Origin of the sequence: Corallococcus sp. Z5C101001 (assembly GCF_007352635.1) — a bacterium.
GTDB classification, from domain to species: Bacteria; Myxococcota; Myxococcia; order Myxococcales; family Myxococcaceae; genus Corallococcus; species Corallococcus silvisoli.
This window is the reverse complement of the sequence record NZ_VKLU01000007.1, coordinates 1-23,137: the sequence shown is the minus strand read 5'-3', so window position 1 is coordinate 23,137 and position 23,137 is coordinate 1. Positions and strand designations below refer to the sequence as shown.

23 protein-coding genes are annotated in these 23,137 nt (G+C 71.6%); 15 read left to right on the top strand and 8 right to left on the bottom strand.

Annotated elements, in window-relative coordinates:
- Positions 1-28 precede the first annotated feature (28 nt).
- The 3 genes from FOF48_RS17105 to FOF48_RS17095 all read left to right on the top strand — a co-directional run bounded on the left by FOF48_RS17105 (position 29) and on the right by FOF48_RS17095 (position 3,589).
- Positions 29-1,744: an aldehyde dehydrogenase gene (locus tag FOF48_RS17105; protein ID WP_143902980.1), complete on the top strand. Its 1,716-nt coding sequence runs from the start codon at positions 29-31 to the stop codon at positions 1,742-1,744.
- 51 nt (positions 1,745-1,795) lie between these two features.
- Positions 1,796-2,968: a tetratricopeptide repeat protein gene (locus tag FOF48_RS17100; protein ID WP_143902978.1), complete on the top strand. Its 1,173-nt coding sequence runs from the start codon at positions 1,796-1,798 to the stop codon at positions 2,966-2,968.
- 72 nt (positions 2,969-3,040) lie between these two features.
- Positions 3,041-3,589, top strand: coding sequence for a hypothetical protein (locus tag FOF48_RS17095; protein ID WP_143902976.1), 549 nt, complete (start codon positions 3,041-3,043; stop codon positions 3,587-3,589).
- On the opposite strand, the gene FOF48_RS17090 is transcribed toward FOF48_RS17095, so the two are convergent.
- Genes FOF48_RS17090 through FOF48_RS17080 form a run of 3 tightly spaced genes read right to left on the bottom strand, consistent with a single transcriptional unit; the run spans position 3,576 to position 7,391 of the window.
- On the bottom strand, positions 3,576-4,637 hold the full coding sequence (locus FOF48_RS17090; protein WP_143902974.1) for an SDR family oxidoreductase: 1,062 nt from the start codon (positions 4,635-4,637) through the stop codon (positions 3,576-3,578). The genes FOF48_RS17095 and FOF48_RS17090 overlap by 14 nt on opposite strands.
- Before the next feature lie 31 nt (positions 4,638-4,668).
- Complete coding sequence (locus tag FOF48_RS17085; RefSeq protein WP_143902972.1) at positions 4,669-5,805, bottom strand: cyclic nucleotide-binding domain-containing protein; 1,137 nt, start codon at positions 5,803-5,805, stop codon at positions 4,669-4,671.
- A complete protein-coding gene (locus FOF48_RS17080) occupies positions 5,802-7,391 on the bottom strand; it encodes a sodium:proton antiporter (protein WP_143902970.1) in 1,590 nt (529 codons plus the stop codon). Before FOF48_RS17080 ends, FOF48_RS17085 begins: the two co-directional genes overlap by 4 nt.
- 180 nt (positions 7,392-7,571) lie before the next feature.
- Between FOF48_RS17080 and FOF48_RS17075 the strand changes: the two genes are divergently transcribed.
- Positions 7,572-8,342, top strand: a complete 771-nt coding sequence (locus FOF48_RS17075) for an ABC transporter ATP-binding protein (RefSeq protein ID WP_143902968.1) — start codon at positions 7,572-7,574, stop codon at positions 8,340-8,342.
- Positions 8,339-9,142: an ABC transporter permease gene (locus FOF48_RS17070; RefSeq protein ID WP_143902966.1), complete on the top strand. Its 804-nt coding sequence runs from the start codon at positions 8,339-8,341 to the stop codon at positions 9,140-9,142. The genes FOF48_RS17075 and FOF48_RS17070 overlap by 4 nt, the downstream gene beginning before the upstream one ends.
- Before the next feature lie 8 nt (positions 9,143-9,150).
- On the opposite strand, the gene FOF48_RS17065 is transcribed toward FOF48_RS17070, so the two are convergent.
- The gene (locus FOF48_RS17065; protein ID WP_143902965.1) at positions 9,151-10,317 is read right to left on the bottom strand and encodes a sorbosone dehydrogenase family protein; all 1,167 of its coding nucleotides are present in this window, start codon (positions 10,315-10,317) and stop codon (positions 9,151-9,153) included.
- Between the two features lie 165 nt (positions 10,318-10,482).
- On the opposite strand from FOF48_RS17065, the gene FOF48_RS17060 reads away from it, so the two are divergent.
- Together FOF48_RS17060 and FOF48_RS36770 are read left to right on the top strand one after the other, a co-directional pair.
- A complete protein-coding gene (locus FOF48_RS17060) occupies positions 10,483-11,061 on the top strand; it encodes a type 1 glutamine amidotransferase domain-containing protein (protein WP_143902963.1) in 579 nt (192 codons plus the stop codon).
- A 385-nt stretch (positions 11,062-11,446) separates the two neighbouring features.
- Entirely contained in the window at positions 11,447-12,319 is an 873-nt protein-coding gene (locus FOF48_RS36770; RefSeq protein ID WP_235685895.1) for a hypothetical protein, read from the top strand.
- An 80-nt stretch (positions 12,320-12,399) separates the two neighbouring features.
- Here the strand turns inward: FOF48_RS36770 and FOF48_RS17050 are convergent, their stop codons facing one another.
- Positions 12,400-13,350, bottom strand: coding sequence for a DUF1684 domain-containing protein (locus tag FOF48_RS17050; protein WP_143902960.1), 951 nt, complete (start codon positions 13,348-13,350; stop codon positions 12,400-12,402).
- Positions 13,351-13,474: 124 nt separating this feature from the next.
- Between FOF48_RS17050 and FOF48_RS17045 the strand changes: the two genes are divergently transcribed.
- Positions 13,475-14,317, top strand: coding sequence for a 2-oxo acid dehydrogenase subunit E2 (locus FOF48_RS17045; RefSeq protein WP_143902958.1), 843 nt, complete (start codon positions 13,475-13,477; stop codon positions 14,315-14,317).
- 28 nt (positions 14,318-14,345) lie between these two features.
- Positions 14,346-14,579, top strand: a complete 234-nt coding sequence (locus FOF48_RS17040; protein ID WP_143902956.1) for a hypothetical protein — start codon at positions 14,346-14,348, stop codon at positions 14,577-14,579.
- Between the two features lie 19 nt (positions 14,580-14,598).
- On the opposite strand, the gene FOF48_RS17035 is transcribed toward FOF48_RS17040, so the two are convergent.
- Positions 14,599-15,348 carry an SDR family oxidoreductase gene (locus FOF48_RS17035; RefSeq protein ID WP_143902954.1) on the bottom strand — a complete coding sequence of 250 codons (750 nt, stop codon included), beginning with the start codon at positions 15,346-15,348 and terminating at the stop codon, positions 14,599-14,601.
- A 144-nt stretch (positions 15,349-15,492) separates the two neighbouring features.
- On the opposite strand from FOF48_RS17035, the gene FOF48_RS17030 reads away from it, so the two are divergent.
- Together FOF48_RS17030 and FOF48_RS17025 are read left to right on the top strand one after the other, a co-directional pair.
- A complete protein-coding gene (locus FOF48_RS17030) occupies positions 15,493-16,098 on the top strand; it encodes a TetR/AcrR family transcriptional regulator (protein WP_143902953.1) in 606 nt (201 codons plus the stop codon).
- 93 nt (positions 16,099-16,191) lie between these two features.
- Positions 16,192-16,752: a hypothetical protein gene (locus tag FOF48_RS17025; protein ID WP_143902951.1), complete on the top strand. Its 561-nt coding sequence runs from the start codon at positions 16,192-16,194 to the stop codon at positions 16,750-16,752.
- 37 nt (positions 16,753-16,789) lie between these two features.
- Here FOF48_RS17025 and rsgA read toward each other — a convergent pair whose 3' ends face one another.
- Entirely contained in the window at positions 16,790-17,881 is a 1,092-nt protein-coding gene (gene rsgA, locus FOF48_RS17020) for a ribosome small subunit-dependent GTPase A (RefSeq protein ID WP_143902949.1), read from the bottom strand.
- 369 nt (positions 17,882-18,250) lie between these two features.
- Between rsgA and FOF48_RS17015 the strand changes: the two genes are divergently transcribed.
- Complete coding sequence (locus FOF48_RS17015) at positions 18,251-18,988, top strand: MerR family transcriptional regulator (protein WP_143902947.1); 738 nt, start codon at positions 18,251-18,253, stop codon at positions 18,986-18,988.
- A 95-nt stretch (positions 18,989-19,083) separates the two neighbouring features.
- Positions 19,084-20,070, top strand: coding sequence for an alpha/beta hydrolase fold domain-containing protein (locus FOF48_RS17010; RefSeq protein WP_143902946.1), 987 nt, complete (start codon positions 19,084-19,086; stop codon positions 20,068-20,070).
- 59 nt (positions 20,071-20,129) lie between these two features.
- Here FOF48_RS17010 and FOF48_RS17005 read toward each other — a convergent pair whose 3' ends face one another.
- On the bottom strand, positions 20,130-20,873 hold the full coding sequence (locus FOF48_RS17005; RefSeq protein WP_143902944.1) for a hypothetical protein: 744 nt from the start codon (positions 20,871-20,873) through the stop codon (positions 20,130-20,132).
- A 349-nt stretch (positions 20,874-21,222) separates the two neighbouring features.
- Between FOF48_RS17005 and FOF48_RS17000 the strand changes: the two genes are divergently transcribed.
- Together FOF48_RS17000 and FOF48_RS16995 are read left to right on the top strand one after the other, a co-directional pair.
- The gene (locus FOF48_RS17000; protein WP_143902942.1) at positions 21,223-22,122 is read left to right on the top strand and encodes a hypothetical protein; all 900 of its coding nucleotides are present in this window, start codon (positions 21,223-21,225) and stop codon (positions 22,120-22,122) included.
- Positions 22,123-22,460: 338 nt separating this feature from the next.
- A partial coding sequence (locus tag FOF48_RS16995) for a HAMP domain-containing protein (RefSeq protein ID WP_370456590.1) occupies positions 22,461-23,137 on the top strand: 677 nt, incomplete at its 3' end.

Genomic DNA, 23,137 nt, shown 5'->3' with positions numbered 1-23,137 from the left:
CGTGGTGAAGCCTGTCCCGGAGGTCGCCATGTCCGCCGCCGTCCCGCAGTCAACGTCACGCACCACCATCGACATCCTGGTGCGCCGGGTCCGTGAGGGCTCGGGCGCGTGGGTGAGGCTCGCCCTCACGGAGCGCATCCGGCTCCTGGAGGACCTGCGCCACGCGTACGCAGCCATCGCGGAGCCGAGCGTTCGAGCGGCCTGCGAGGCCAAGGGCATCGACCCCGGCGGGCCGCTCGCGGGAGAGGAGTGGCTCGCCGGGCCCATGGTGGTGGTGCGCAGCCTGCGTCTGCTGTCGGACGCGCTGAAGGACATCCAGCGGCACGGCGTGCCCGTCATCCCCCGCAAGCACCTGCGCACGCTGGAGGACGGACGGCTCGCCGCTCGGCTGTACCCCCGCGACGCGCTGGAGGGAGTGCTGCTGCCCGGCAACGTGGGCGAGGTCTACTTCCAGCCCGGCGTCACCGCGGACAACCTGCGCGAACACCAGGCGTCCTTCTACCGCCAGCCCCACCAGGGCCGCGTCTGCGCGGTGCTGGGGGGCGGCAACGTCAACTCCATCCCGCCGCTGGACTGCCTCTCCAAGCTCTTCGTCGAGGGCACCGTCTGCGTGCTCAAGATGAACCCCGTCAACGCGTACCTGGGCCCGTTCCTGGAGCAGGCCTTCGCCCCGCTCATCGCGCGCGACGCGCTGGCCCTCGTGTATGGCGGCGCGGAAGAAGGCGCGCAGCTGGTGGAGCACGACGCGGTGGACGAGGTGCACATCACCGGCAGCGACCGCACCCACGACGCGCTCGTGTGGGGCCCGCCCGGCCCGGAGTCCGACGCGCGCCGCCAGCGGAACGAACCGCTGCTCACGAAGCACGTGTCCAGCGAGCTGGGCAACATCTCCCCCGTGGTGGTGGTGCCGGGCCCGTACTCGGACGGCGAGCTGCGCTTCCAGGCGGACGACGTCGCCGGCATGGTCGCCAACAACGCGTCCTTCAACTGCAACGCGGCGAAGCTGCTGGTGCAGCCGAAGGACTGGAGCCGGCGCGGCGCGCTGGTGGACCGCATCCAGGCGAGCCTGGGCCATGCCCCCCTGCGCCGCGCGTACTACCCGGGCGCGGACGAGCGCTGGCGCCAGTTCACCGAGGGGCGCGCGGGGTTGCGGCTCGTGGGCCAGCCCGGCGAGGGCGACCTGGCCTACGCGCTGATTCCGGACGTGGACCCCGCGAACACGCAGGACCGCGTCTTCCGGAACGAACCCTGGTGCACGGTGCTGTCGGAGACGGGCCTGCCGGGGTCCGATGACCCGGTGGCCTTCCTGGAGGCCGCGGTGGCGTTCCTCAACGGCAAGGTGTGGGGCACCCTCAACGCGACGCTCATCGTCCACCCGAAGTCCCTCAAGGACCCGAAGGTGCGGGCGGCGGTGGAGAAGGCGGTGCGCGAGCTGCGCTACGGCACCGTGGCGCTCAACACCTGGCCCGCGGCGGCGTACGCCCTGGGCAGCCTGCCCTGGGGCGGCCACCCGTCCGCGTCGTTGCGGGACATCCAGAGCGGGCAGGGCTGGGTGCACAACACGTCCATGCTGGAGTCCGTGGAGAAGGCGGTGCTGCGCGCCCCGCTCACGTCCATGCCCGCCCCCCCGTGGGTTCCGGGGCACCGGGGCCTGGCGGAGCTGGGCCGCCGGTTGACGGAATTCGAGCAGTCCCCGTCCTGGTGGAAGGTGCCGGGTGTCGCCCTGGCCGCGCTGCGCCGCTAGGGGCGGGCGGGGAGGCGGGGTTTCCGGAGGCTCGTGGTAGGTAGGGGGACCATGGCATCCAGGTACGCGCAAGAGGGTGGGCAGTTGCTTCAGCAGGGCCAGCCCGTGGAGGCGGTGAAGAGCTTCCAGAAGGGCCTCTCCATCGACCCGAAGGACGTGGACTGTCTGATGGGCCTGGTGCGCACCCACCTGAGCACCGGCGCGGCGAAGGAGGCCGAAGGGGCCGTGACGCGCCTGTTGCAGGTGCAGCCGGACAACACGGAGGCCCAGGCCCACCTGGCCATGCTCAAGGCGCAGGCCGGGGACCCGGTGGCGCTGGTGACGCTCAAGGCGCTGGCCGCCGCGCCCACCGCCGGCTACTTCGAGCGCTTCAACCTGGGCACGCTCCTGGCCGAGCGCGGAGACCTGGACGGCGCCAAGGCCGCCTTCGAGGCCGCCCAGGTGGTGGCCCCGCACAGCGTCTATCCGCACTTCGAGCTGGGCCGCATCGCGGTGCAGCGCAAGGACCCGGTGGCCGCGGCGACGCACTTCCAGCAGGCCGCGTCGCTGGCGCCCCAGGAAGCCCTGCCGCACCTGATGCTGTCGCGCGCGCACGCGGCCAACGGCGCGCTCGGGGCGGCCATCGCGGCGGCCACCCGGGCGCTGGAGCACGCGCAGGGCCGCACGCGCGTGGCGGTGCTCCAGGACCTCTTCCGGCTGTACCTCCAGGCCGGCAGCCAGGACGCGGCGAAGCGCACCATCCTGGAGCTGCGCCAGTTGGATCCCGAGCAGGTCCGCTACGTCCACCTGCACGGCCTGGCCTGCATGCTGGCCGGGGAGCTGCCGGAGGCGAAGGCCCTTTTCGAGGAGGCCCTGCGCCGCGCGCCGCATGAATGGGACATCCGCCACTCGCTGGCGCAGGCCCACGAGGCGCTGGGCGAGCGCGAGCAGGCCCGCAAGCTCCTGGAGGAGACCGTGGCGGCGGCGCCCAACGAGCCCGGCCCCACCAACGACCTGGTGCGCCTGCTGATGGGGGACCAGGACCATGCGCGCGCCCGCGTGCTGCTGGAGCGGGTGCTGGCCGCGAACCCCCAGGACGCGCTCACGCACCTGAACCTGGCGCGGGCCACCCAGCCCTTCGACCGGGCGGAGGCCACCCGCCACGCGAAGCAGGCCCAGTCGCTGGGCGGCGGCTCGGACGTGAAGGACCAGGCGGCCCAGCTCCTGACGGAGCTGGGCGGCTGACGCACCCCGTCTTCCCCCGGCCCGCGCCCGTGCCTACCTTCAGGCACGGCTCGAAGGCGGGCAGGGGGGCGCATGCGCAAGGCGGAGCAGGCATTGATTGAGCAGCTGGAGGGACGCTTCCGCGAGGTGACGCGGCTGCTCTACGACACGTCCATCCCCGCCCGCGTGCTGGAAGCGGAGCTGCTGCCCCTGCTGGCGGAGGAGGTCACGTTCGTCGACCCCTGGCAGAAGGGCGGCGGCAAGCGGACGTACCTGAAGGGCGCGGCGGGCTTCCACTGCATGTTCCGCTTCGACTTCGACATCTTCCAGCTCAACGTCCAGCTGGAGCCGGATGGGAAGCGCGGCCGGGCCATCGTGGATGGGGTGATGAACCTCAAGCAGTTCGCCTGGCTGTATACCTATCCCCTGCGCACCCTCCTGGTGTTCGACTTCACGCTCCAGCGCGGCGAGGCCGGCGGAGAGGTGCTGCCGCTCATCCACGCGCACGAGGAGATGTGGAGCTTCGGCGACATGATCGCCAACGTGCCCGGCGTGGGGACGCTCTACAACGCCTTCCGGGATGCGTTCAGCCAGGGCTTCCTGGTGGCCTCCGCGGTGTGCGGGCGCCTCAAGCGGGGATGAGCTTCTCCGCCTGGAGCTGACGCATCAGCGCGACCATGGCGTCCGCGCTGTCCAGGTGCATCTCCTGGAAGCCGAAGCGCCGGGCCTTGTTCACGTCGAAGAACGCGTCGTTCTCCACGTGGAAGATGAAGTCGCCGAAGGCCCAGTGGGCCAGGGCCTTCAGGCCATGCGGCTTCAGGCCGTGGCGTTGGGTGAGCGCGTCCCAGACGGGGGCCTTGTCCCGCATCGCCTCCGCGAGGGAGAAGGGCTGCGGGTCCGCGCACGCGATGCCGAACGCGTCCGCGATGCGCGGGAAGACCTGGCTCCAGCGGAAGACGTCGCCGTTGGTGATGTTGAAGACCTCGCCCGCGCAGGCCTCGTCGAGGGCGGACCACTCCAGGGCCTTGGCCAGCACCGTGGCGTCCGTCACGTTGGCCAGGATGGAGTACGCGCGCGGCGTGGAGGGGAAGCGCAGCGGCACGCGCAAGGCCTTGCACAGCGAGGCATAGACGCCGATGAGGTTGCCCAGGTTCATCGGGTTGCCCACGGCGAGGCCCATCATCATGTCGGGCCGGAGGGCGGTCCAGCTCCAGCGCCGGCCCTGGGAGGCGTCGCGCAGGAAGTCCTCCTGGTCGTAGTAGAAGTTGGGCGGGAAGTGGCGCGGGTCGCTCTCCTTCGCGGGCGTCTTGTAGAGGCCGAACTGCGCGCCGTACGCCTTGCCGCCCTGGATGAAGGACACGTGGCGGAAGCCCGGCGCGTACTTCTCCAGGGCCTCCACGGTGTTGCGCAGCAGGCCCACGTTGATGCGCGCAAGCTCCGCCGGGTCCGCGTGCTCCTGGTAGGCGGCGAAGAAGACGTGGGTGACGTCGCGGAGCCACGCCGCCGCGCCCGCGAGCGAGTCCGGCGACAAGAGGTCCAGCGACCGCGCCTGCGCGCGCGTGGGGAAGTCCGGCGCGCGGCGCGACACGGCCTTCACCGTCCAGTCCGGCCGGGTGTCCAGGTGCGTGAGGAGGTTGCGGCCGATGATGCCGGTGGCGCCCAGCACCAGCGCGGTGTGCTTCGTCGTCATGGGGAGGCGCCTCCGGTGGGGGTCTGTCTTCTCAGCGGCCGAACAGCCCGCGCCGCTTGGGTTGCGAGGCCTGGCCGCCCAGCCGCGACAGGCGCTGGCCCAGGATGCGGCTCATCTCCAGCGCGACGGCGGGGTTGGCCATCATCACGCCGCGGAAGTCGTCGCGGCCCACCGCGGCCAGCTCGCACGGCGTGCTGGTGACGGCGGTGGCGTTGCGGGGCTCGCCCGTGAGCAGGGCCAGCTCCCCGAAGAAGCCCCCCGGCTTCACCGTGGCCACCGTCTGCCGCGCGCCGTCCTTCATCGCGACCTCGCCGGAGACGACCACGTAGAACGTCTCGCCCGCGTCTCCCTGGCGGAACAGCTCCGTGCCCGCCGGCGTCTGGAGCAGCTCCGCGCCTCGCGCCACCGTCTCCAGCTCGTCGTCACTCAGGGGCGCCAGGAAGTCCAGCTTGCGCAGCGTCTGCGCCAGCGTGGACGCCAGCCCCGCGCCCAGCGGCGGCTCCGCCGTGAGGAACTCCACCGCCTGCGCCACGTGCGCGCGGCGGGCCACGAGGATGACCGTGTACCCGGCGCGCAGCTGCGTGTTGCCCTCCGGAATCGCCGTGTGGCCCTGCGGGTCCACCATCGCGATGAAGATGCACTCGCGCGGGAAGCCCTCCATGCCGCGCACCTGCGCCACCGTCTGCCCGGACACCCGGGCGCGGGAGGGGATGGTCAGCTCGAACAGGAGCGCGTCGCTGCTGGTGAGCGGCAGCGACCCGGACACCTGCGGGAAGTCGATGGCGGTGGTCATCTTCGCCACCACCACGTCCGCCTCCGCCACCAGCTCCTTCACGCCGGCCAGCCGGTACGCGTCGCGGTAGTTTGTATCCAGCATCCGCACCATCAGGCGCGCGCTGGACATGGAGCGCACCAGCATGGCGAAGGCGAGGTTCGCCGGGTCGTGCGCGAGCACCGCCGCCGCCACGTCCGCCGTCCCGATGCCCGCCGCCTCCAGCACGCGCGGGTTGGTGGCGTCCCCGCACACCGTCACCACGCCCACCTCCTCGAAGAGGCGGGCGCAGATGCCAGCATCGCGCTCGATGACCGTCACCGTGTGCTGCTCCGACACGAGCCGCGCCGCCAGCGCGCCGCCCACCCGTCCTCCCCCCGCGATGACGATCTTCATGACGCCTTGAGCTCCTTGCTGTCCTTGGCCGAGTGGCCGCCGTGCAGCACCTTCTCCAGGTCCAACATCCGCGCGTCCAGGTGCGCCAGCATCTCCTCCGCCGTCGCCTCCGGAATCAGCCCGTTGCGCCGCGCGCCCTGCAGCGCCGTGCGCTCCGCGTCGATGAGCCGCCGCCGCATGCTCAACAGGTCCTTCGCCCCTTCCGCCAGGTGCTGCTCGCTGATGCGCCGCAGCTCCCGCTCCGCCCGCGCGATGTTCACCTGGTACTCGCTGCGCAGGTGCTCATAGGCCGCGCGCGGCAACAGCCCCTGCGTGTGCAGCGCGTCCAGCTCCACGTGCGCCGCGCGGCTGGCGATGAGCTTGCCCCGCTGCCCCGCCATCTCCAGCGCCACCGCGTCCTGCTGGAACAGGCCCAGCGCCTTGAGCGCGCCCGTGAGCATCAACCCCTGGCCCACCATGGACACCAGCGTGACGCCGAACGCGATGGCGACAATCTGTTCGCGCGCGGGCGTGGACTCCGGAAGGCCCAGCGCCAGACCAATGGACAGCGCGCCCTTGATGTTGCCCACCAGGAACACGTGCTGCCACCGCAGCGGGATGGTCTCCGCGGGCTTGAACAGCTTCAGCAACAGGAACGGCAGGTAGATGGCCACCGCGCGCCCCAGCACCACCGCCACCACCGCGATGCCCACGCCCGGCAGGTGCCCCTGGAGCGTCTCCGGCCGCGTGTCCAGGCCCACGGAGAGGAAGAGGAACGTGTTGACGCCGAAGGTGGCGTACTCCCAGAAGGAGTGGATGGCCACCTGGCTCTGCGGCGGGACCTCGCGCCGCAGCGTCACGCCCACCGCCAGCCCCGCCACCACCGCGGAGATGGCGCCCGACAGGTGCACCTCTTCCGCCAGCACGTAGGACGCCAGCGCCACCGCCGTCGTCACCATGATCTCCGCGAGCGGGTCCTCCGCGCGTCGGATGATGAACCCGCCCAGGAGGCCCAGCGCCAGCCCCACCACCGCGCCGCCCACCGACGCGAGCAGCACGTGGCCGCCCAGCGACCCCAGCGAGGGCGCCGCCCCGCCCGCGACCACCGCCGCGATGGCCGTGTAGGCCACCAGCGCGGTGCCGTCGTTGAAGAGGCTCTCTCCCTGGATGATGCCCGCCAGCCTCCCTGGCACCGGCGCGCGGCGGAAGGCGTAGAGGATGGACACCGTGTCCGTCACGGCGAGGATGGACCCCAGGAGCAGCGCGGGGCCCCAGGGCAGGTGCAGCAGCAGGTGCAGCGCGGTGCCGGTGGCGCCAATGGCGAGGATCATCCCCAGCGTGGACAGCAAGCCAATGGGGACGGCGTTGGCGCGGATGCCATTGAGGTCCGCGGTGATGCCGCCCTCGAAGAGCAGCAGGGGGAGGCAGATGAGGAACACGAGCTGGGGATTGAGCGGTGGAACCCCAGGCAGCAGGTGTGCGACCGAGATGAGCAAGCCACCAAGCACCAGCGCGACGTTGTACGGCACGCTGGCCCGCTTGGCGGCGATGGCAAGCGCGATGGCCGCCACCATCAGTCCGATGAGGATGGGCACTTCCAACAGCACGTAGACTCCGTGGGTGCCAGGGGAGGGCGCGGAGCTTTCCAGATTCGCGCGTCAGGTGCACGGGCACCGTACCCTTTTCGTCATCCCATCCGGTGGGATGTCCAGGGCCTTGCCCGTCGGGCTCCCCCGTCGGAGGTGCACCCTGGCGGGAGGGCGCCCGCGTGGTACAGCAGGGCCGCGATGAAAGGCTCCTCCCTCTCCACCCCGGTGCTCTCCGTCACGGCGCTGCGCAAGGCGTACGGCGACCGCGTGGCGGTGGACGGCATCTCCTTCGACGTGGGCCGCAATGAAATCGTGGGCCTGCTCGGGCCCAACGGCGCGGGCAAGAGCACCACCATCAGCATGTTGCTGGGCGTGCTCGCGCCGACCTCCGGCACCATCCTCATCGAGGGCACGGACCTGGCGTCGCGCCGCGTGCAGGCCCTGGCGCGCACCAACTTCGCCGCCGTCTACTCGCCCCTGCCCGGCAACCTCACCGTGGCGCAGAACCTGCGCGTCTTCGGCCTCATCTACGGCGTGAAGGGCCTGTCCGCGCGCATCGAGGTCCTGCTGGAGGAGTACGACCTCCAGCACTTCCGCGACACCAAGTGCGGCGTGCTGTCCTCCGGTGAGCAGACGCGCGTGTCCCTGGCCAAGGCCATGCTCAACGAGCCGCGCCTGCTGCTGCTGGATGAGCCCACGGCGTCGTTGGATCCGGCCACGGCGGCGGACATCCGCACCCGCATCCGCTCCTTCGCCGCGAAGGGGAACAGCAGCGTCCTGTGGACGTCCCACAACATGTACGAGGTCGAGGCCGTCTGCGACCGCGTCCTCTTCCTGGCGCACGGCCGGGTGCTGCTCCAGGGCGACCCGAAGACGCTGCCCCGCGAGCACGGCAAGGCGACGCTGGAGGAGCTGTTCATCGCCGTGGCCCACGAGCCCGTGGCGCTGGAAAGGCACGAAGCCCCATGAACCCCAGTCACGTCGCGGGCGTCGCGGTGCGCCAGTACTACCTCTACCGGGGCAACTTCGCGCGCCTCGTGCCGCTGTTCGCCTGGGTGGCCGTGGACATGGTGCTGTGGGGGTTCATGACCCGCTACCTCAACAGCGTGACGAACGCCGGCTACAACTTCGTGCCGGCCCTGCTGGGCGCGGTGCTGCTCTGGGACTTCTTCGCGCGCGTGATGCAGGGGCTCACCACGGGCTTCTTCGAGGACGTCTGGTCGCGCAACTTCCTCAACATCTTCGCCACGCCGCTCACGCTGCCGGAGTACGTGTGCGGCCTGGTGCTGACCAGCATCGCGACCAGCGCCATCGGCCTGGTCGTCATGCTGGTGCTGTCCACCGCGGTGTTCGGCCTGTCCTTCGCGGCCTACGGCGCGCTGTTCATCCCCTTCGTGCTGGTGCTGTTCCTCTTCGGCATCGCGCTGGGCATCCTCGGCAGCGCGATGGTCTTGCGGCTGGGCCCGGCGTCGGAGTGGTTCGTCTGGCCCATCCCCAGCCTGCTGTCGCCGTTCGTGGGCGTCTTCTACCCGCTGTCCACGCTGCCGGAGTGGATGCAGTGGGTGTCCCGCGCGCTGCCGCCCTCCTACGTCTTCGAGGGCGTGCGCACGCTGGTGGCCGGAGGCGAGTTCTCCGGCGCCCTGCTGGGGTGGGGCTTCGCGCTCGCGGTGCTGGACATCGTGCTGGCGGGCTGGGTCTTCCACCGCGTCTACCGCTACGCGGTGCGCACGGGCCTGCTGGCCCGCTACAGCGCGGAGAGCGTGAACTGAGGCGCGCGTCAGCGCCGGATGCGCAGCAGCAGGTCCTTGCGCGCGCCGCAGTCGCCCCGGCCGTCGCAGTTGCTGGTGGTGACGTACAGGTGGCCGTCGGGGCCCATCAGCACGTCGCGCAGGCGGCCGTAGGTGTCGCGCAGGTACACCTCATGCCGCGCCACGCGGTGGGGCGCCCGCGCGTCGAACTCCACCCGGTGCAGGTGCCGGGACTTCAGCGTGCCCACCAGCAGTGAGCCCCTCCACTCCGGAATCGCGGTGCCGGTGTAGACGGCCGCGCCGCCCGGGGGCATGGCGTCGCCGAAGGTGAGCGACGGGGTGACGCGGCCCTCCTGCGTCTCGCACGAATAGATGCCGGGCCAGCCCAGGTTGTCGCCCGCCTTCGCCACGTTCACCTCGTCGTGCGCGCGGCGCAGCGTCTCACCGCTGGGCCCGTGGTCGGTGACATACAGCGTGGTGGCGTCCTTCCAGTCAAAGCCTTGCGTGTTGCGGAGGCCCGACAGGAACGCGGGCGAAGAGGGAGAGGGGTTGTCCTGGGGCACCGCGCCGTCGGGCGTCAGGCGCAGGAGCTTGCCCGCGGGGCTCGCCGGGTCCTGGGACAGGTCCGGGTCGCGCGCGTCGCCCGTGCCCACGTAGAGCATGCCGTCCGGCCCGAAGCGCAGCCGGCCGCCGTCGTGGTACGTCGCGGACGGGATGCCGCCGTGGATGACGCGCTCGAAGGCCGCGCCCGTGCCCTCCGCGCCCAGCGTCCAGCGCTCCACCCGGTTCTGCGCCTTCCCGTCCACGTCGGTGGTGACGTACAGGTAGAACTGGCGGTTCGTCGCGAAGTCCGGGTGTGCGGCGATGCCCAGCAGGCCGCCCTCGCTGCTGCTCGCGATGGGCAGCGTGGCCACGGGCTTCGCCTGCAGCTGGCCCCCGCGCAAGAGGCGCACGCGGCCCGGCCGCTCGGTGATGAGCGCGTCGCCGTCCGGGAGGAAGGCCACGCCCCAGGGGACCTCCAGCCCCTCGGCCACCACGTCCACGGTGAGCGGCACGGCGCCGTCCTGCCCCCAGCCGTCCTCCACCAGGAGGCAGTCCGCGGAGGAGGCCGTCCCCTGCGCCTGGCTCTTGCGGCAGGCGGTGGCGGAGGCGGTGAGCGCCACGAGGGCGGACAGGAGCAGGCGGTGGGAGCGCATGGCCGCAATCTAGCGTTGGTGAACGCGGGCCACCGACCTGGAAGGGGGGCAGGCGGGCATGTCCGCGCGGGGGATGCGGTCCTGGATGGCGTTGTCCCGGCCCCCGTCGTGGGCACCTTGCTCGGGCGGGTTCACCACCATCCATGCCCAGCGGGAGGCCGTTCCATGGCGCGCATCGCATTCATCGTGGCCAATGACTTCGAGGACTCCGAGTTCCAGGTCCCCTTCGACAAGGTGAGGCAGGCGGGCCACGAGCCCGTCGTCATCGGCGTGGAGGCAGGCAAGACCCTCAAGGGCAAGCGCGGCGCGGAGCTGCGCACGGAGAAGGCCGTGAAGGACGTGAAGGCCGCGGACTTCGCCGCGCTGGTGATTCCCGGCGGCTACTCGCCGGACCACCTGCGCATGAACATTGGAATGGTCGGCTTCGTGCGCGACTTCTTCAAGGCGGACAAGATCATCGCCGCCGTGTGCCACGCGCCGTGGATGCTGGTGGAGGCGGACATCGCGGACGAGCGCACCGTCACCTCGTTCCCCTCCATCAAGACGGACCTCATCAACGCGGGCGCGCGTTGGGTGGACCGCGAGGTGGTGGAGGACGGCAACATCATCACCGCGCGCAAGCCAGATGACCTGCAGGCCTTCACCGCCGCGCTCCTGCGCCAGCTGAAGGACGGCATCGCCCCCCGCCTGGAGTCGCCCCTGGCTCCCGAAGCCACCGCGGATCGCGCCCCGCCCGTGCACTGAGCAAGAGGCACCTTCCGGCCGCCGCCAGGCCCTCGGGGCGCCCCGCGCGCTTCGAGGGCTTTCTCCCTTCAGGCGCGGCCTCCCACCTCGCCCTCCCCTCCCCAGCGGGTAGGGGGGTGAAGGGGCAGCGCGTCCCCTGTCATTCTAAATATTTTCATTCGTATGGAATTGTTCTGATGCTCTTACCCTTGCACAGCAGGCGGCGATGCGTCTTTAGTGGGTTTCTCCAACCCCAGGAGAGTCAATTTATCCCTGAATTTTGCAACTGAGTTGCTATTATTCAGTGTTGTTGTTTATTCTTCGAGGCCACTGCGACCCAGAAGGGACCGCGCCGAACCCGGCGGTCCCGGCGGACCCCTTCATGAATCCGGCCCCCCGAACCGCCATGTCCCAGCCCCGTCAGGTTGTCCGGGCGGTGCTCAACGAGGCCCTGGAGAGCAAGCTGGGCGGAGAGGTGGTGGTGAAGTCCACCACGGTGTCCGGGCGCATCTTCGTGGTGGAGCGCAAGGTGGCGTGGACGGTGCTCTCGGGGCCCGGCGCGCGCAGCTTCTCCACGGCGCTCATCGACGCGCGGCTGGTGAGCCGGGAAGACGTCGAGCAGGTGATGGCGGAGTGCCGCAAGAGCGGCGGCAACTTCTGCGAGACGCTGGTGGCGTGGGGCCTGGTGGCCCGGGACGCGCTGCGCGACCTGCTGTGCCGGCACCTGGGGACGCAGCTGGACGCGCTGCTGGCGCTGACGGAGGCGCAGGCCCTCTTCGTGCCGCAGCCGCGCTCCTACTCCAGCCAGCTGACGTTCGACCTGGACGAACTGACTTCCGCCACACCCGCGCCGCAAGCCGCGGTCCCGCAGTCGCAGTCCACTCCGATTCCTCCACTCCTCCCGGAAAGTGAAGCAATGGCGAACGTGAAGCAGGCCCTGGAAGAAGCTCTGAAGATCGACGGTGCGTTCGCGGTCTGTCTGGCGGACGCCAGCAGCGGGATGACGCTGGGCAGCGTGGGGGCCGCGGGGTTCAACATCGAGGCGGCGGCCGCGGGCAACACGGAGGTGGTGCGCGCCAAGATGAAGACGATGAAGGCCCTGGGCATCAAGGACCGCATCGAGGACATCCTCATCACCCTGGGCGAGCAGTACCACATCATCCGTCCGCTCGCGACGCGCGAGGGCCTGTTCCTCTACATCGCGCTGTACCGCGTGAGCGCGAACCTGGCCATGGCGCGCTTCCGGCTCGCGGAGCTGGAGAAGACCATCCAGCTCTGAGGTCCGCGCCCGGCCCTGGACGCCGTCGCGCCGCCCGCTTCCCTCCAGCAGGGGAGCGGGCGGTGGCGTTCCGGGGGGTGTCAGTGGTCTCCCGCGCGCTGCTCACCGGCCTCCACGCGCAGGGCCAGCCGGTTGCCACGCGGGGGCAGCGGGCAGGTGGCGAAGCGCGAGAAGGCGCACGGCGGATTGTAGGCGCGGTTGAAGTCCAGCACGACGCGTCCGCTCGGGTCCGGCAGCGGCGCGGAGAGGAAGCGGCCCGCGCCGTAGGTGGCGTCGCGGTTCGTCTCGTCGCCGAAGATGATGAACAGCTCGTCCGAGCCCTCCTCCCGCACCGGCAGCAGGCGGTACTCCTTGCCCGCCACCGTGAAGACGAGCGCGCCGGGGGACGGCATCTGCTCCTGGGTGCCCAGCACCGTGGGCACGCTGAGGGTGCGCGCCTCGCCGTTCGGCACCAGCCGGGCCTCCACCCGCCACGCCGCGTCGGGCGTGTACAGCGGGATGCCGTGGAACTGCTTGCGCGCCGGGGCCTGCGAGTCCTTCACCCGCACGCCCAGCCGGTCTCCGCGGCGGATGACCTGGAAGCTCACGGTGCCCGAGCGCAGCACATCCGGGTCGCCCTTCTCGTCTGTCTTCAGCGCGCCCCCCGTGAAGGGCTGGCCCTCGCGCGTGAAGGCGGCGCCGTCGGCGGGCTTGAAGCTCACGGTGTCTCCTTGACGGACGAACGTGCCCGCGTGGGCCGCCACCGGCGCGGGCAGCGGCACGGCGCTGCCGGGCGCGGAGCCCGCCGTCTGCTCGCCCTCCTTCAGCCAGGTGAGCCCCACCAGCGTCAGCCAGCCCTCCTCCGCCGTCAGCCGCTGGAGCCGCTCGGCGTGCCACGCCTGGGTGGAGGCCGCGACGTCCTCGGGCGCCGCCGTCTGGGGTTTCGCTTCAGCGGCCTTCTTCTGCGCCGCGGGGGCGGCGGGCTTGGGAGGGGGCTTCGCGGGGGGCGCGGCCTGGAGGGCCAGGGACAGGACCAGGGCGAGGGTGCTCATGGGGGGTGCCTCGAAGCGCGGGAGGGAAGGAACCGGCGCCCGGGTGTCTAACAGGGGCCGCCCCCCGGGCGCAGCGTCCCCGGGTTGCGCCGTGTCCGCCCGCGTGCGAAGGCTTGGACCACCCGTGAACCTGGACCTCCATCCCGCGCCCCCGGCCAGTGCCTTCCGCAAGCTCGCGCTGGGCACGTGGCGCTCGCCTCGCGACCCCACCGCCTATGCGTCGCTGGACGTCCGCATGGAGCCGGCGCTCGCGTTCATGGCCTCGCACCGCACGCGCACGGGCCGCCGGCTGACGGTGACGCACCTGGTGGCGAAGGCCGCGGCGGACGCGCTGCGCCGCTACCCGGAGGCCAACGTCGTGCTGCGCGGCCAGCGGCCCTGGCTGCGCGAGGACGTGGGCGTCTGCGTGCTGGTGGTGCAGCCGGCGACGGGCGCGTCGCGGGTGGACCTGACCACCGCCACCGTGCACCGCGCGGACGCGATGCCGCTGGAGGCCCTGGCGGACGCGCTGGAGTCGAGGGTGTCCCGGGTCCGCGCCCGCGCGGACGTGGAGATCGAACGGGGCAAGCGCCGCTCGTCGCGGCTCCCCGGCTGGCTGATGGGCTCCGCGCTGCGGCTGCTGTCCTTCGTCTGGTACGGGCTGAACGTGGACCTGCGCCGGGTGGGCATGCCGTTCGACCCGTTCGGCTCCGTGGCGGTGACGAACCTGGGCTCGCTGGGGCTGGAGCAGGGCTTCGTGGCGATGGTGCCCTACACCCGCGTGCCGCTGCTCCTGGCCCCCGGGCGCGTGCGGGACGTGCCCGTCGTGGAGGCCGGCGGACTGGTCCCCGGCAAGGTCCTGACGCTCACCTGCACGTGGGACGCGCGCGTCATCGACGTGGACCTGGCCGCCCGGGTGCTCCGCCATATCGGCGAGGCGCTGGAGGCCCCCCAGGGGTGGGATGCACCCGGGGGCGAAGCGCGGTAGAACAGGGCCGTCATCCGGAGGTCACGCCATGTCCGTGGATCCCTTTCGCCGTGTCGGTTCGTCCCGCCCCGTGGGGCGCGTGCTGAGCGGACAGGATCGCTTCGAGAAGGAAGCCCTGGAAGGCCCTCCGGAGGGCCCCCTCGCCATGGACCGCCGCCAGCGCATGGCCGGCGGCCCCCTGCCCGTGAACGGCGAGAGCCCCTTCGCCGCGAGGCTGCGCAAGCTGGCCGCGTCCACCCCGGACGGCGACAAGGAGGGCTGAAGCCCTCCTGGCGCGGGCCTCAGACCTGCCCGGCGCCGCCGTCCACGAACAGCTCCGCGCCGTTGACGAAGCTGCTGTCCTCCGAGGCGAGGAACACCGCCACCTTGGCCACCTCGTCCGGCTGCCCCATGCGCCCCAGGGGGATGAGGCCCGTCAGGTACTCCTTGAGCTGCTTCGCCCCCGCCGCGTCGGGCGCCAACCCGTTGAGTCCCGGCGTGTCGATGGGGCCCGGGCTGAGCGTGTTCACCCGGATGCGGCGCGCCTTCAAGTCCGTGGCCCAGGTGCGCGCGAACGAGCGGATGGCGGCCTTGGTCGCGGCGTAGACGCTGAAGGCCGCCGAGCCGTCCGAGCCCGCGGTGGAGCCCGTCAGGATGACCGAGCCCCCATCCTTCAGGAGCGGCAGGGCCTTCTGCACCGTGAACAGCGTGCCCTTCACGTTGACGTTGAAGGTCTGGTCGAAGTGCGCCTCCGTGATGGCGCCCAGCGGCGCGAACTCACCCAGGCCCGCGTTGGCGAACACGACGTCGAGGTGCCCCGCCTCCTCCTTCACCCGCGCGTAGAGCCCGTCCAGGTCCGCCATCACGGACACGTCCCCCCGCAAGCCCACCGCGCCGTGCCCGAGCTCCTTCACCGCCCGGTCCACCTCCGCCTGCCGGCGGCCGGTGAGGAACACCTTCGCCCCTTCCTGCGCGAAGCGCTTCGCGGAGGCGAAGCCGATGCCCGTGGTTCCACCCGTGACGACAATCACCTTCCCGTCGAGCCTGCCCATGGTCCTGCTCCTTGTCCCCGTGAACGCCGTGGGTCCCGCGATGCGCCTGCCCATCCGCTCCCCGCTCCAGCGAGGTGTTATGGACTTGATGGTCCATATCTAAGAATGGTGGACCGGACGGTCAATAACTTTTAATTTCGCTCCATGGCTCGGCCCCGAACATTCGATGAAGCCCAGGTGCTGCGCGCGGTGCGCGAGCAGTTCTGGAGCAAGGGTTACGCGGCGACCTCCATGGATGACTTGATGCAGGCCACGGGGTTGGGCAAGGGCAGCCTCTACGGGGCCTTTGGCGACAAGCATCAGCTCTTCTTGAAGGTCTTCGACGCGTACTGCGTGAGCTCGGTGGAGTCGGTGAAGAAGGCGCTGGAGGGCCCGGACGCCGGGGCCCTGGAGCGGCTGCGCCAGTACCTGCTGGGCGCGGCCACCGCGTCGGCGGCGCAGGCGAACCGGCGCGGGTGCCTGCTGGCGCGGGGGACCGCGGAGCTGGCGGCGCGGGACGGGGCCGTGGCGGAGCGGGCGCTGAAGACCTTCCAGGGGCTGGAGGCCGCGTTCGTGCGCTGCCTGGAGCAGGCCCAGGCGCACGGGGACGTGGCGCCCCAGGTGGACCCTCGGAAGTGGGGGGCGATGCTGCTCGCGGTGTTCCGGGGCCTGGAGGCTGTGGGCAAGGCGGGCATGGACGAGCCCACGCTGCGCGGCATGGTGGAGACGGCGCTGGGGGCCTTGCCCGTGAGCGCGAAGCGCCGTCGCTGAAGCGGGCGCGCCCCCTTCCTGCGACCCCCGCCTTCGGGCTAGGCACGGGGCAGGGCCGGAATCCACGCGGCCATTCATCGGGATGGGGTGGTCATGCGAAAGGCACACGGGGTCGCGGCGTCGATGGCGGCGCTGCTGCTGGGGCAGACGGGCTGCTATCGGACGAGCATCGTCACGAACCTGAGGCCGGAGCCCACGGTCCACCAGGAGCGGCAGTGGTTCACGGTGGCGGGGCTGGTGCCCTTGACGAAGGCCCCCGGCAGCGAGTGCGAGAACGGCGTGGCGTGGGCGCAGAGCCGGACGACGGCCGCCGACTTCTTCATCCAGGCGGGCCTCATCGTCGCCGGCACGCTGGTGGGCGCGGCGGTGTGCGCTGGCGGCAACCGGACGGACGAGCAGCGCGGCAACTGCGCGGCGGCGGGCGGGCTGATCACCGGCCTCGCGGCGGGCTCGCGCTCGGTGGCGTATGCCTGTGTCGCGGACGGCGCGACGTCCTTCATGCCGCACGGAGCGGGCCGGCGTGACGGGTCGCCGGCCCGCGTGCCGGATGAGGAAGCCGGCCCGGAGGAGGGCGCTCCGGCGGGGCCCGGGACGCCGACCCCGCCGCCGCTCCCTCCGTCTGGCGCGGTGCCGGACACGAATCCCGGCCTCTGACGCCTCCCGGCCGCGGCGCGGACGGGGGCGCGTCTGTCTATTCGCCGCGGCGCTTCGCGCGTGTGCGAGCCCACCCAGCGTTCGACTGGGTGCGCTGCATGCGCTTGTGCTGGCGCTGCGCGTTGGCGTCCGCCTGACGGTGCTGGAAGGCCTGCTCGCGCTGGAGCTTCGCGAAGCTCGCGCGCCGCTCCTCGGAGAGCGTCCCGGCCTGGACCGCCGCCATCACCGCGCAGCCCGGCTCAGCCTGGTGGCCGCAGTCGTTGAAGCGGCAGCCCTCCGCCAGGGTGAAGAGGTCCGCGAAGGCGCTCGCCAGGCCCTCGTCCTCTCCGCCCAACAGGCCCAGCTCCCGCATGCCGGGCCCGTCGATGATGAGCCCGCCGTGCTCCAGCACGAACAGCTCGCGGTGTGTGGTGGTGTGGCGGCCCTTGTCGTCCTCGGGCCGCACGGGCTGGGTGACGAGCCGCGCGGCGTCCAGCAGCCGGTTGGCGAGCGTGGACTTGCCCACGCCCGACGAGCCCAGCAGCACGCCCGTCTTCGCGGCCGGAATCCGCGCGCGCACCGCCTCGACGCCCAGGCCCGTCCTCGCGCTCACCGCGAGCACGTCCACGCCGGGGGCCAGGGCCTCCACCTCCCGGACGCGCTCGTCCGCGTCGCTGGCGAGGTCCGCCTTGCTCAGGATGACGACGGGCGTGGCGCCGCTGTTCCAGGCCACGGTGAGGGCGCGCTCGATGCGGCGCGCGTTGAAGTTGCCGTCCAGCCCCACCACGAGGAACACCACGTCCACGTTGGCGGCGATGAGCTGGCCGTCGTGCTCGCTGCCGGCCTCGCGCCGCTTCAGGACGCTGCGCCGGGGCAGCACGGTGTGCATCAGCGCTTCGCCGTCACCGGAGGCGGGGGGCTGCAAGAGGACCCAGTCGCCCACGGTGGGCAGGGCCTCCGCGTCCACGGCCTGATGCCGGAGGCGTCCTGCGGCGCGGGCGAGGAAGGCGGCGCCCTGCGTCTGGACGGTGAGCAGTCCCCGCTGCTGGCGCACGACGCGCCCGGGGACGAGAGAGGGAGTGGAGGACGGCTGCGATTGGGACAGCGCGAGGTCGAAATCGGGACCCCAGCCGAGGGTTTCAAGTGACACGGAAGGAACTCCGGGCAGAGCGGTGCCTGGGGCGTGGCCGGAAGAAGACTCCGGGGGCGCCGGGCGGAAGGAAACGGGGCTCGCGCTGCGACGGAAGGATGCGACCGCGACCGGCTTCAGCGGAGGAGCGCCCGAGGGGCGGACAGGACCGCGACGGCGACAAGGGGCGGGTTCATCTGGACGACCTCCTGGAGGGGCGCGGACCCCGGCGTTCATCGCCGGACCGGTCCGGGACCCTATCAACTCCAGTCGACGGTTGGCGACCCCCGTGGACGCCCCCTGCTTTTTCCCCCTTGAACCTCACGCGACGTGAGGTTGTACCCATCACATCCAGTCACGCGAACGACGGTGGCTGGAGAGGGGTGAGGCATGCAGCACACGGAACTGAAGGTGGGGGAGCTGGCCCGGCGCACGGGGCTGTCCGTCCGAGCGCTGCACCACTACGACGAGATTGGCTTGCTCAAACCCTCGGCGCACACGGCGTCGGGGCACCGGCTCTACACGGCGGCGGACATCGCCCGCCTGAGTCACATCCTGTCGCTCAAGCAGCTCGGGTTCTCGCTGGAGGAGATCGCCGGGACGCTGGGCCGGGCGGACTTCTCCGCCCTGCGCGTGGTGGAGCTGCGGCTCCAGCGGGCCCGGGAGCAGCTGGCGGAGCAGCGCCAGCTCTGCGACCGCCTGGATGCCATCGCACGACAGCTGCGCGCGGCGGAGCCCGTCTCCGCCGACGCCTTCCTTCAGACCATCGAGGCCATGACCATGTTCGAGAAGTATTACACCCCGGAGCAATTGAAGGAGTTGGAGGCCCGCCGCCAGCGGATGGGCGACGACGCCATCCAGGAGGTGGAGGCCGAGTGGCCCCGCCTCATCGCCCGCATGCGCGAGGAGATGGAGCGGGGCACGGACCCCGCGTCCGAAACAGTGCAGGCGCTGGCCACGCGCTGGCGCGAGCTGGTCCGCGCCTTCACGGGCGGCAACCCCGGCATCGCGAAGTCGCTCGAGACGATGCACCAGCAGGAGCCCCAGCTGGCGGAGCGCCAGGGCCGCGACCCCAAGCTGATGGAGTACGTGGGCCGCGCGATGGCCTGCCTGGATGCGCCGGGGTGAGCTAAGGACGGGTGACGCGAGCCAGTCAGCCCCGCCCGGGCCCACTTCCCGGTCGGGGCACAGCACTCGGCGTGAACCCACACCCAGGAACTCCCATGAATCGCCCGAACGCATCGCCCGACTTCGATCCCCAGCTGGCCGCCCTCCTGCCCTCGCTGGCGGGATTTGTTCCCCTGAAGATGACGCTGGAGCAGCTCGAGCACTTCCGCGGGTTGAGCCGCGTCACCCGGGAGGACCTGATCGGAGATGCGGAGGTCCGCTGTATGGATTACAGCATCCCCGGGTATCAGGGCGCCGAGATCGTCGTCTCGGTCATTGCCCGAAGAGACCACACGGTTCCAGGTCCCGCGATCTATCACATCCATGGCGGCGGGATGGTGATGGGGACCCGCTTCGCGGGGGCGAAGCCGCTCGTGGATTGGGCGCTTCGTCATGACGCGGTCTGCGTGACGGTCGAATACCGGTTGGCGCCCGAGCATCCGGCGCCCACCCTGGTGGAGGACTGTTACGCGGGGCTGGTGTGGATGGCGGCGCACGCCGACCTGCTGCGGTTTGATCCGAACCAGCTCGTGATCTTCGGCGGGAGCGGCGGTGGCGGCCTCGCGGCGGGGACCACCCTGCTGGCCCGGGATCGGAACGGCCCTCGGCTGCTGGGCCAGCTCCTTCAGTGCCCGATGCTGGACGACCGCGATGAGACCGAGTCCGCCCATCGGTACGACGGCGTCGGCATCTGGGACCGCACCAGCAACGTGACCGCATGGCGGGCGGTGCTGGGGGACCGCTGCGGGGGACCTGACGTGTCTCCGTATTCGGCGCCCGCGCGAGCAACGGAGCTCCGGGGGCTGCCACCGACCTTCATCGACGTCGGCGCGGCGGAGACGTTTCGAGATGAAGCCGTCGCATACGCGCGCGGAATCCTGGCGGCAGGGGGCGAGTGCGAGCTGCACGTCTGGGGCGGAGCCTTCCACGGCTTCTATGACATCGCCCCACAATCCGACGTGGCGCGGGCCTGCCTCGCGACGCGCGACGCGTGGCTCGCGAGGATGTTTGCCCGCGGTGCGATGAGCAAGCGCGCGACGTGATGGAGGTGACGGGCTCCGCCTGCCCCTTCAAGCGGAGGCAGGCGGAACGCGTTCAGGTCCTACTGACCGCCGGTGGTGCCAGTCGATGACCCATTGGTGTCGTTGCTGTTGGTGCCACCCACGGTGCCGCTGGAGCCGCCGGTGCCCGAGCCCCCGACGCCGCTGGTGCCGGTGCCTCCCGTACCGGTGCCACCCGGGTTGACGTTGGTCGAGCCGCTGCCCTCCGTGCCGGGCTCGGTGGAGCCGGTGGTGCCGGTGCCCGTGCCGCCGTAGGTGCCGGTGCTGCCGTTGGTGCCCGTGTTGCCCGTGGTGCTGGAGCCCGAGCCGCCGTAGGTCCCGGTGGTCCCGGTGCTGGTGCCGTTGCTGGTGCCCGAGCCGCCGTAGGTACCCGTGCTGCTCCCCGAGGCCGGCGGCGTGGACGTACCCGTGCCGGAGGAGGTGCTCGAGCTGGAGCCAGTGCTCGGCGGCAAGCCCGTGTCGACGCCGCTGGTGTCGGAGCCGCCGATGCCGGTGGTGCCCGTGCCGGTGGTGCCGGTGCCCGTGGTGCCCGGAGTCGTGTTCACGCCGGTGCCGGAGCCGCCCGTGCCGGTCGCGGTGTTGCCTGTCTCAGTGCCCGTGCCCGTGGAGCCCGTACCGGTGGTGCCCGTGCTGCCTGTCTGACCGGTGGTGGTCGTCCCCGACGAGCTGCCCGTGGAGCCGGACGTCGTCCCAGCGCTCGACCCGCCGCCCGCCTGTTGGGCGAACGTGCTGGTGGAGAGCAGAAAGCTGAAAGCCAATGCCGCCGCGGTGATGGAGCGTCGCATGTCTGGAGGTCCTTTCCCGTCTCTTGAATCCCTAGAGGCGTAAAGGTGTGGGCTTCACCCGACAGGGCAACCCACGGCGCACAACCGATAGCCTGGAGGGACGCCCGTGGGCCGAAGCGCGCATGGCAGGGATTGCACGCTCGCGCTCGAGGCCCAGCCCGCACACTCCGAGGCCCCGGTGCCGCACCCGGCGGCGGAATCGAGCTGGGAATGGCATGCCCTCCCCGGATTGCAGGCCCCGGGCCAGGGCGGCCGGTGTCGGGTGCTGTCCAGCGGACGGGCCTCCTCCACGCGGCGGGGAGCCTTCGCGCCGGTTCTGTGCTGTCCTCCGCTTCAGAAGGGAGCGTGCGTGGTCGGACGGGAAGGGCTGCTGCTGGCGGGCCGGAAGCGCGCGTGGCTCACGCGAAGCGCGGTCGCCCGCGTCTGGCCGCTCACGCTCGTCATCGCCGCGGGCCTGGGCCTGCTCCTCTACGTCGCCACCACCAGCCTGCCGTACCTCATCGCCTCACCCTCGGGTGACGCACACCTGGGCTCGCTCAACGACTGCCTCTCACGGCGGTTGGCCGGGGTCACGCGGCTGGGCTGGGCCGTGGCGCCGGATGCGTCGCGGGCGGCGGTGTTCGGCCCTCGCGTCGTCGCCGTCTGCGGCGAGGACGGCACGCACGCGCGGCTGGACGTCCCCGGCGTCACCGCGCTCGCCTTCGACGGAGACAGCCACCTCTGGGTCGCCGCGGGAGGTCACCTGCTGCGGGAGCAGGACGGCGTGCTCCAGACGGTGGGCGACATCGCTCCGCCCGAATGGCTCATCGGTCACGCGGGCGGCGTCGTCGCGCTCGATGCCACCGGGCAGCTGATCTCCGTGGCACCGGACGGCAAGGTGCTGGGGCAGGCGCAGGTGCCGGGGCCTGGAGGTCGGCTCTCCGTGGGACCCGGTGGCGTGCTGGCGGCGGTGGAGTGGGGTGGAGGCTTCATCATCTACGACGCCCGCACCCTGGAGCTCGTCCGCGCGGAGGCCCCCTGCGCCGTGGAGTTCCTGTGGTGGCTGGACGCCGAGGATCAGGTCCTGCTGGCCTGCGGCGCGTCCGCTTCCCCGGAGTCTCCGTCGCCGGCCGCGCTGCGCGTCGAGGTCCGCACGGGGACCCGTGAGCCGCTGCCCGCACGGACGCGCGCGCCTGCCCGGCGGCTCTCGGGGCGAGCGCTGTATGTGCAGGGGTGCGACGGGTTTCCCTGCACGGCCACGCCCCCCTGAAACTGTTATTCGGATGGTTTCAACCCGGGCTTCCGGGGATGGCGAGTCCTGCATCCAGGCGCGGCGTTCAGTGCCCGACACAAGGGCTCTTCACGCCCCGGCTTTGCATTCGACAAACCCGCGACCTCATTGGACGTTCCTGAGATCGCGGGCTGCTCTCCCAGCGCCAGTCGCAACGCTTTCGCCGATCAGGGGTTTCACTCGTGGACGACACCAAGGCTTCCAACTCCTCAGCTCCTCGCAAGCGCGCCCCAGGCCAGAAGACAGCGAGGGCAGACGCGGTTCGGGAAGCAGGCCATCCCTCGGTCCGGACGCCGGGCAACACCGCGGCCAACCAGGTGAGCGCCACTGGGAGCTCCCGTGCCACCGCCGAGCCCGCGCCCACCCGCCGTCCCTCCGCCCGGGGCCGCGCCAGCTCCGGCGACGGCCTTCGCGCCGGCGGGCCCTCACCGCTCCAGCAGCTGCTGGCGGCGCTCCGAGCGGTGCAGGCCGGTGACTTCTCCGTGCGGCTGCCGTCGGGCGCGCAGGACGTGGTGATGGATGAGATCGCCCGCGCGTTCAACGCCGTGGTGACGCTCAACTCCACGCTCACCCACGAAATCGTCCGCGTGGAGCGCGTCGTCGGCCGCGAGGGCCGCATGGGCGAGCGCGTGACGCTGGGCGACGTGCGCGGCGACTGGGCCACCAGCGTCCAGTCCATCAACGCCCTCATCGGCGACCTGGTGCAGCCCACCACGGAGGTCGCCCGCGTGCTGGTGGCGGTGGCCGAAGGCGACCTCACCCAGAAGATGGCGCTGGAGATCGACGGCCAGCCCGTGAAGGGCGAGTTCCTCCGCATCGGCACCACCGTGAACGCGATGGTGGATCAGCTCAACAGCTTCGCCGCGGAAGTGACGCGCGTCGCGAAGGAGGTGGGCACGGAGGGCAAGCTGGGCGGACAGGCGGACGTGAAGGGCGTGTCCGGCGTGTGGAAGGACCTCACGGACAACGTGAACGTCCTCGCCGGCAACCTCAC

Excerpts from the sequence above, each read along its gene's own strand:
- FOF48_RS17100 (WP_143902978.1), top strand. The coding sequence starts at position 1,796 with ATGGCATCCAGGTACGCGCAAGAGGGTGGGCAGTTGCTTCAGCAGGGC.
- FOF48_RS17075 (WP_143902968.1), top strand. The coding sequence starts at position 7,572 with ATGAAAGGCTCCTCCCTCTCCACCCCGGTGCTCTCCGTCACGGCGCTG.
- FOF48_RS17105 (WP_143902980.1), top strand. The coding sequence starts at position 29 with ATGTCCGCCGCCGTCCCGCAGTCAACGTCACGCACCACCATCGACATC.
- FOF48_RS17005 (WP_143902944.1), bottom strand. The coding sequence starts at position 20,873 with ATGCGACGCTCCATCACCGCGGCGGCATTGGCTTTCAGCTTTCTGCTC.
- FOF48_RS17095 (WP_143902976.1), top strand. The coding sequence starts at position 3,041 with ATGCGCAAGGCGGAGCAGGCATTGATTGAGCAGCTGGAGGGACGCTTC.
- FOF48_RS17090 (WP_143902974.1), bottom strand. The coding sequence starts at position 4,637 with ATGACGACGAAGCACACCGCGCTGGTGCTGGGCGCCACCGGCATCATC.
- FOF48_RS17025 (WP_143902951.1), top strand. The coding sequence starts at position 16,192 with ATGCGAAAGGCACACGGGGTCGCGGCGTCGATGGCGGCGCTGCTGCTG.
- FOF48_RS17070 (WP_143902966.1), top strand. The coding sequence starts at position 8,339 with ATGAACCCCAGTCACGTCGCGGGCGTCGCGGTGCGCCAGTACTACCTC.
- FOF48_RS17050 (WP_143902960.1), bottom strand. The coding sequence starts at position 13,350 with ATGAGCACCCTCGCCCTGGTCCTGTCCCTGGCCCTCCAGGCCGCGCCC.
- FOF48_RS17015 (WP_143902947.1), top strand. The coding sequence starts at position 18,251 with ATGCAGCACACGGAACTGAAGGTGGGGGAGCTGGCCCGGCGCACGGGG.
- FOF48_RS17010 (WP_143902946.1), top strand. The coding sequence starts at position 19,084 with ATGAATCGCCCGAACGCATCGCCCGACTTCGATCCCCAGCTGGCCGCC.
- FOF48_RS17065 (WP_143902965.1), bottom strand. The coding sequence starts at position 10,317 with ATGCGCTCCCACCGCCTGCTCCTGTCCGCCCTCGTGGCGCTCACCGCC.
- FOF48_RS17040 (WP_143902956.1), top strand. The coding sequence starts at position 14,346 with ATGTCCGTGGATCCCTTTCGCCGTGTCGGTTCGTCCCGCCCCGTGGGG.
- FOF48_RS17030 (WP_143902953.1), top strand. The coding sequence starts at position 15,493 with ATGGCTCGGCCCCGAACATTCGATGAAGCCCAGGTGCTGCGCGCGGTG.
- FOF48_RS17085 (WP_143902972.1), bottom strand. The coding sequence starts at position 5,805 with ATGAAGATCGTCATCGCGGGGGGAGGACGGGTGGGCGGCGCGCTGGCG.
- FOF48_RS36770 (WP_235685895.1), top strand. The coding sequence starts at position 11,447 with ATGTCCCAGCCCCGTCAGGTTGTCCGGGCGGTGCTCAACGAGGCCCTG.
- FOF48_RS17060 (WP_143902963.1), top strand. The coding sequence starts at position 10,483 with ATGGCGCGCATCGCATTCATCGTGGCCAATGACTTCGAGGACTCCGAG.
- FOF48_RS17035 (WP_143902954.1), bottom strand. The coding sequence starts at position 15,348 with ATGGGCAGGCTCGACGGGAAGGTGATTGTCGTCACGGGTGGAACCACG.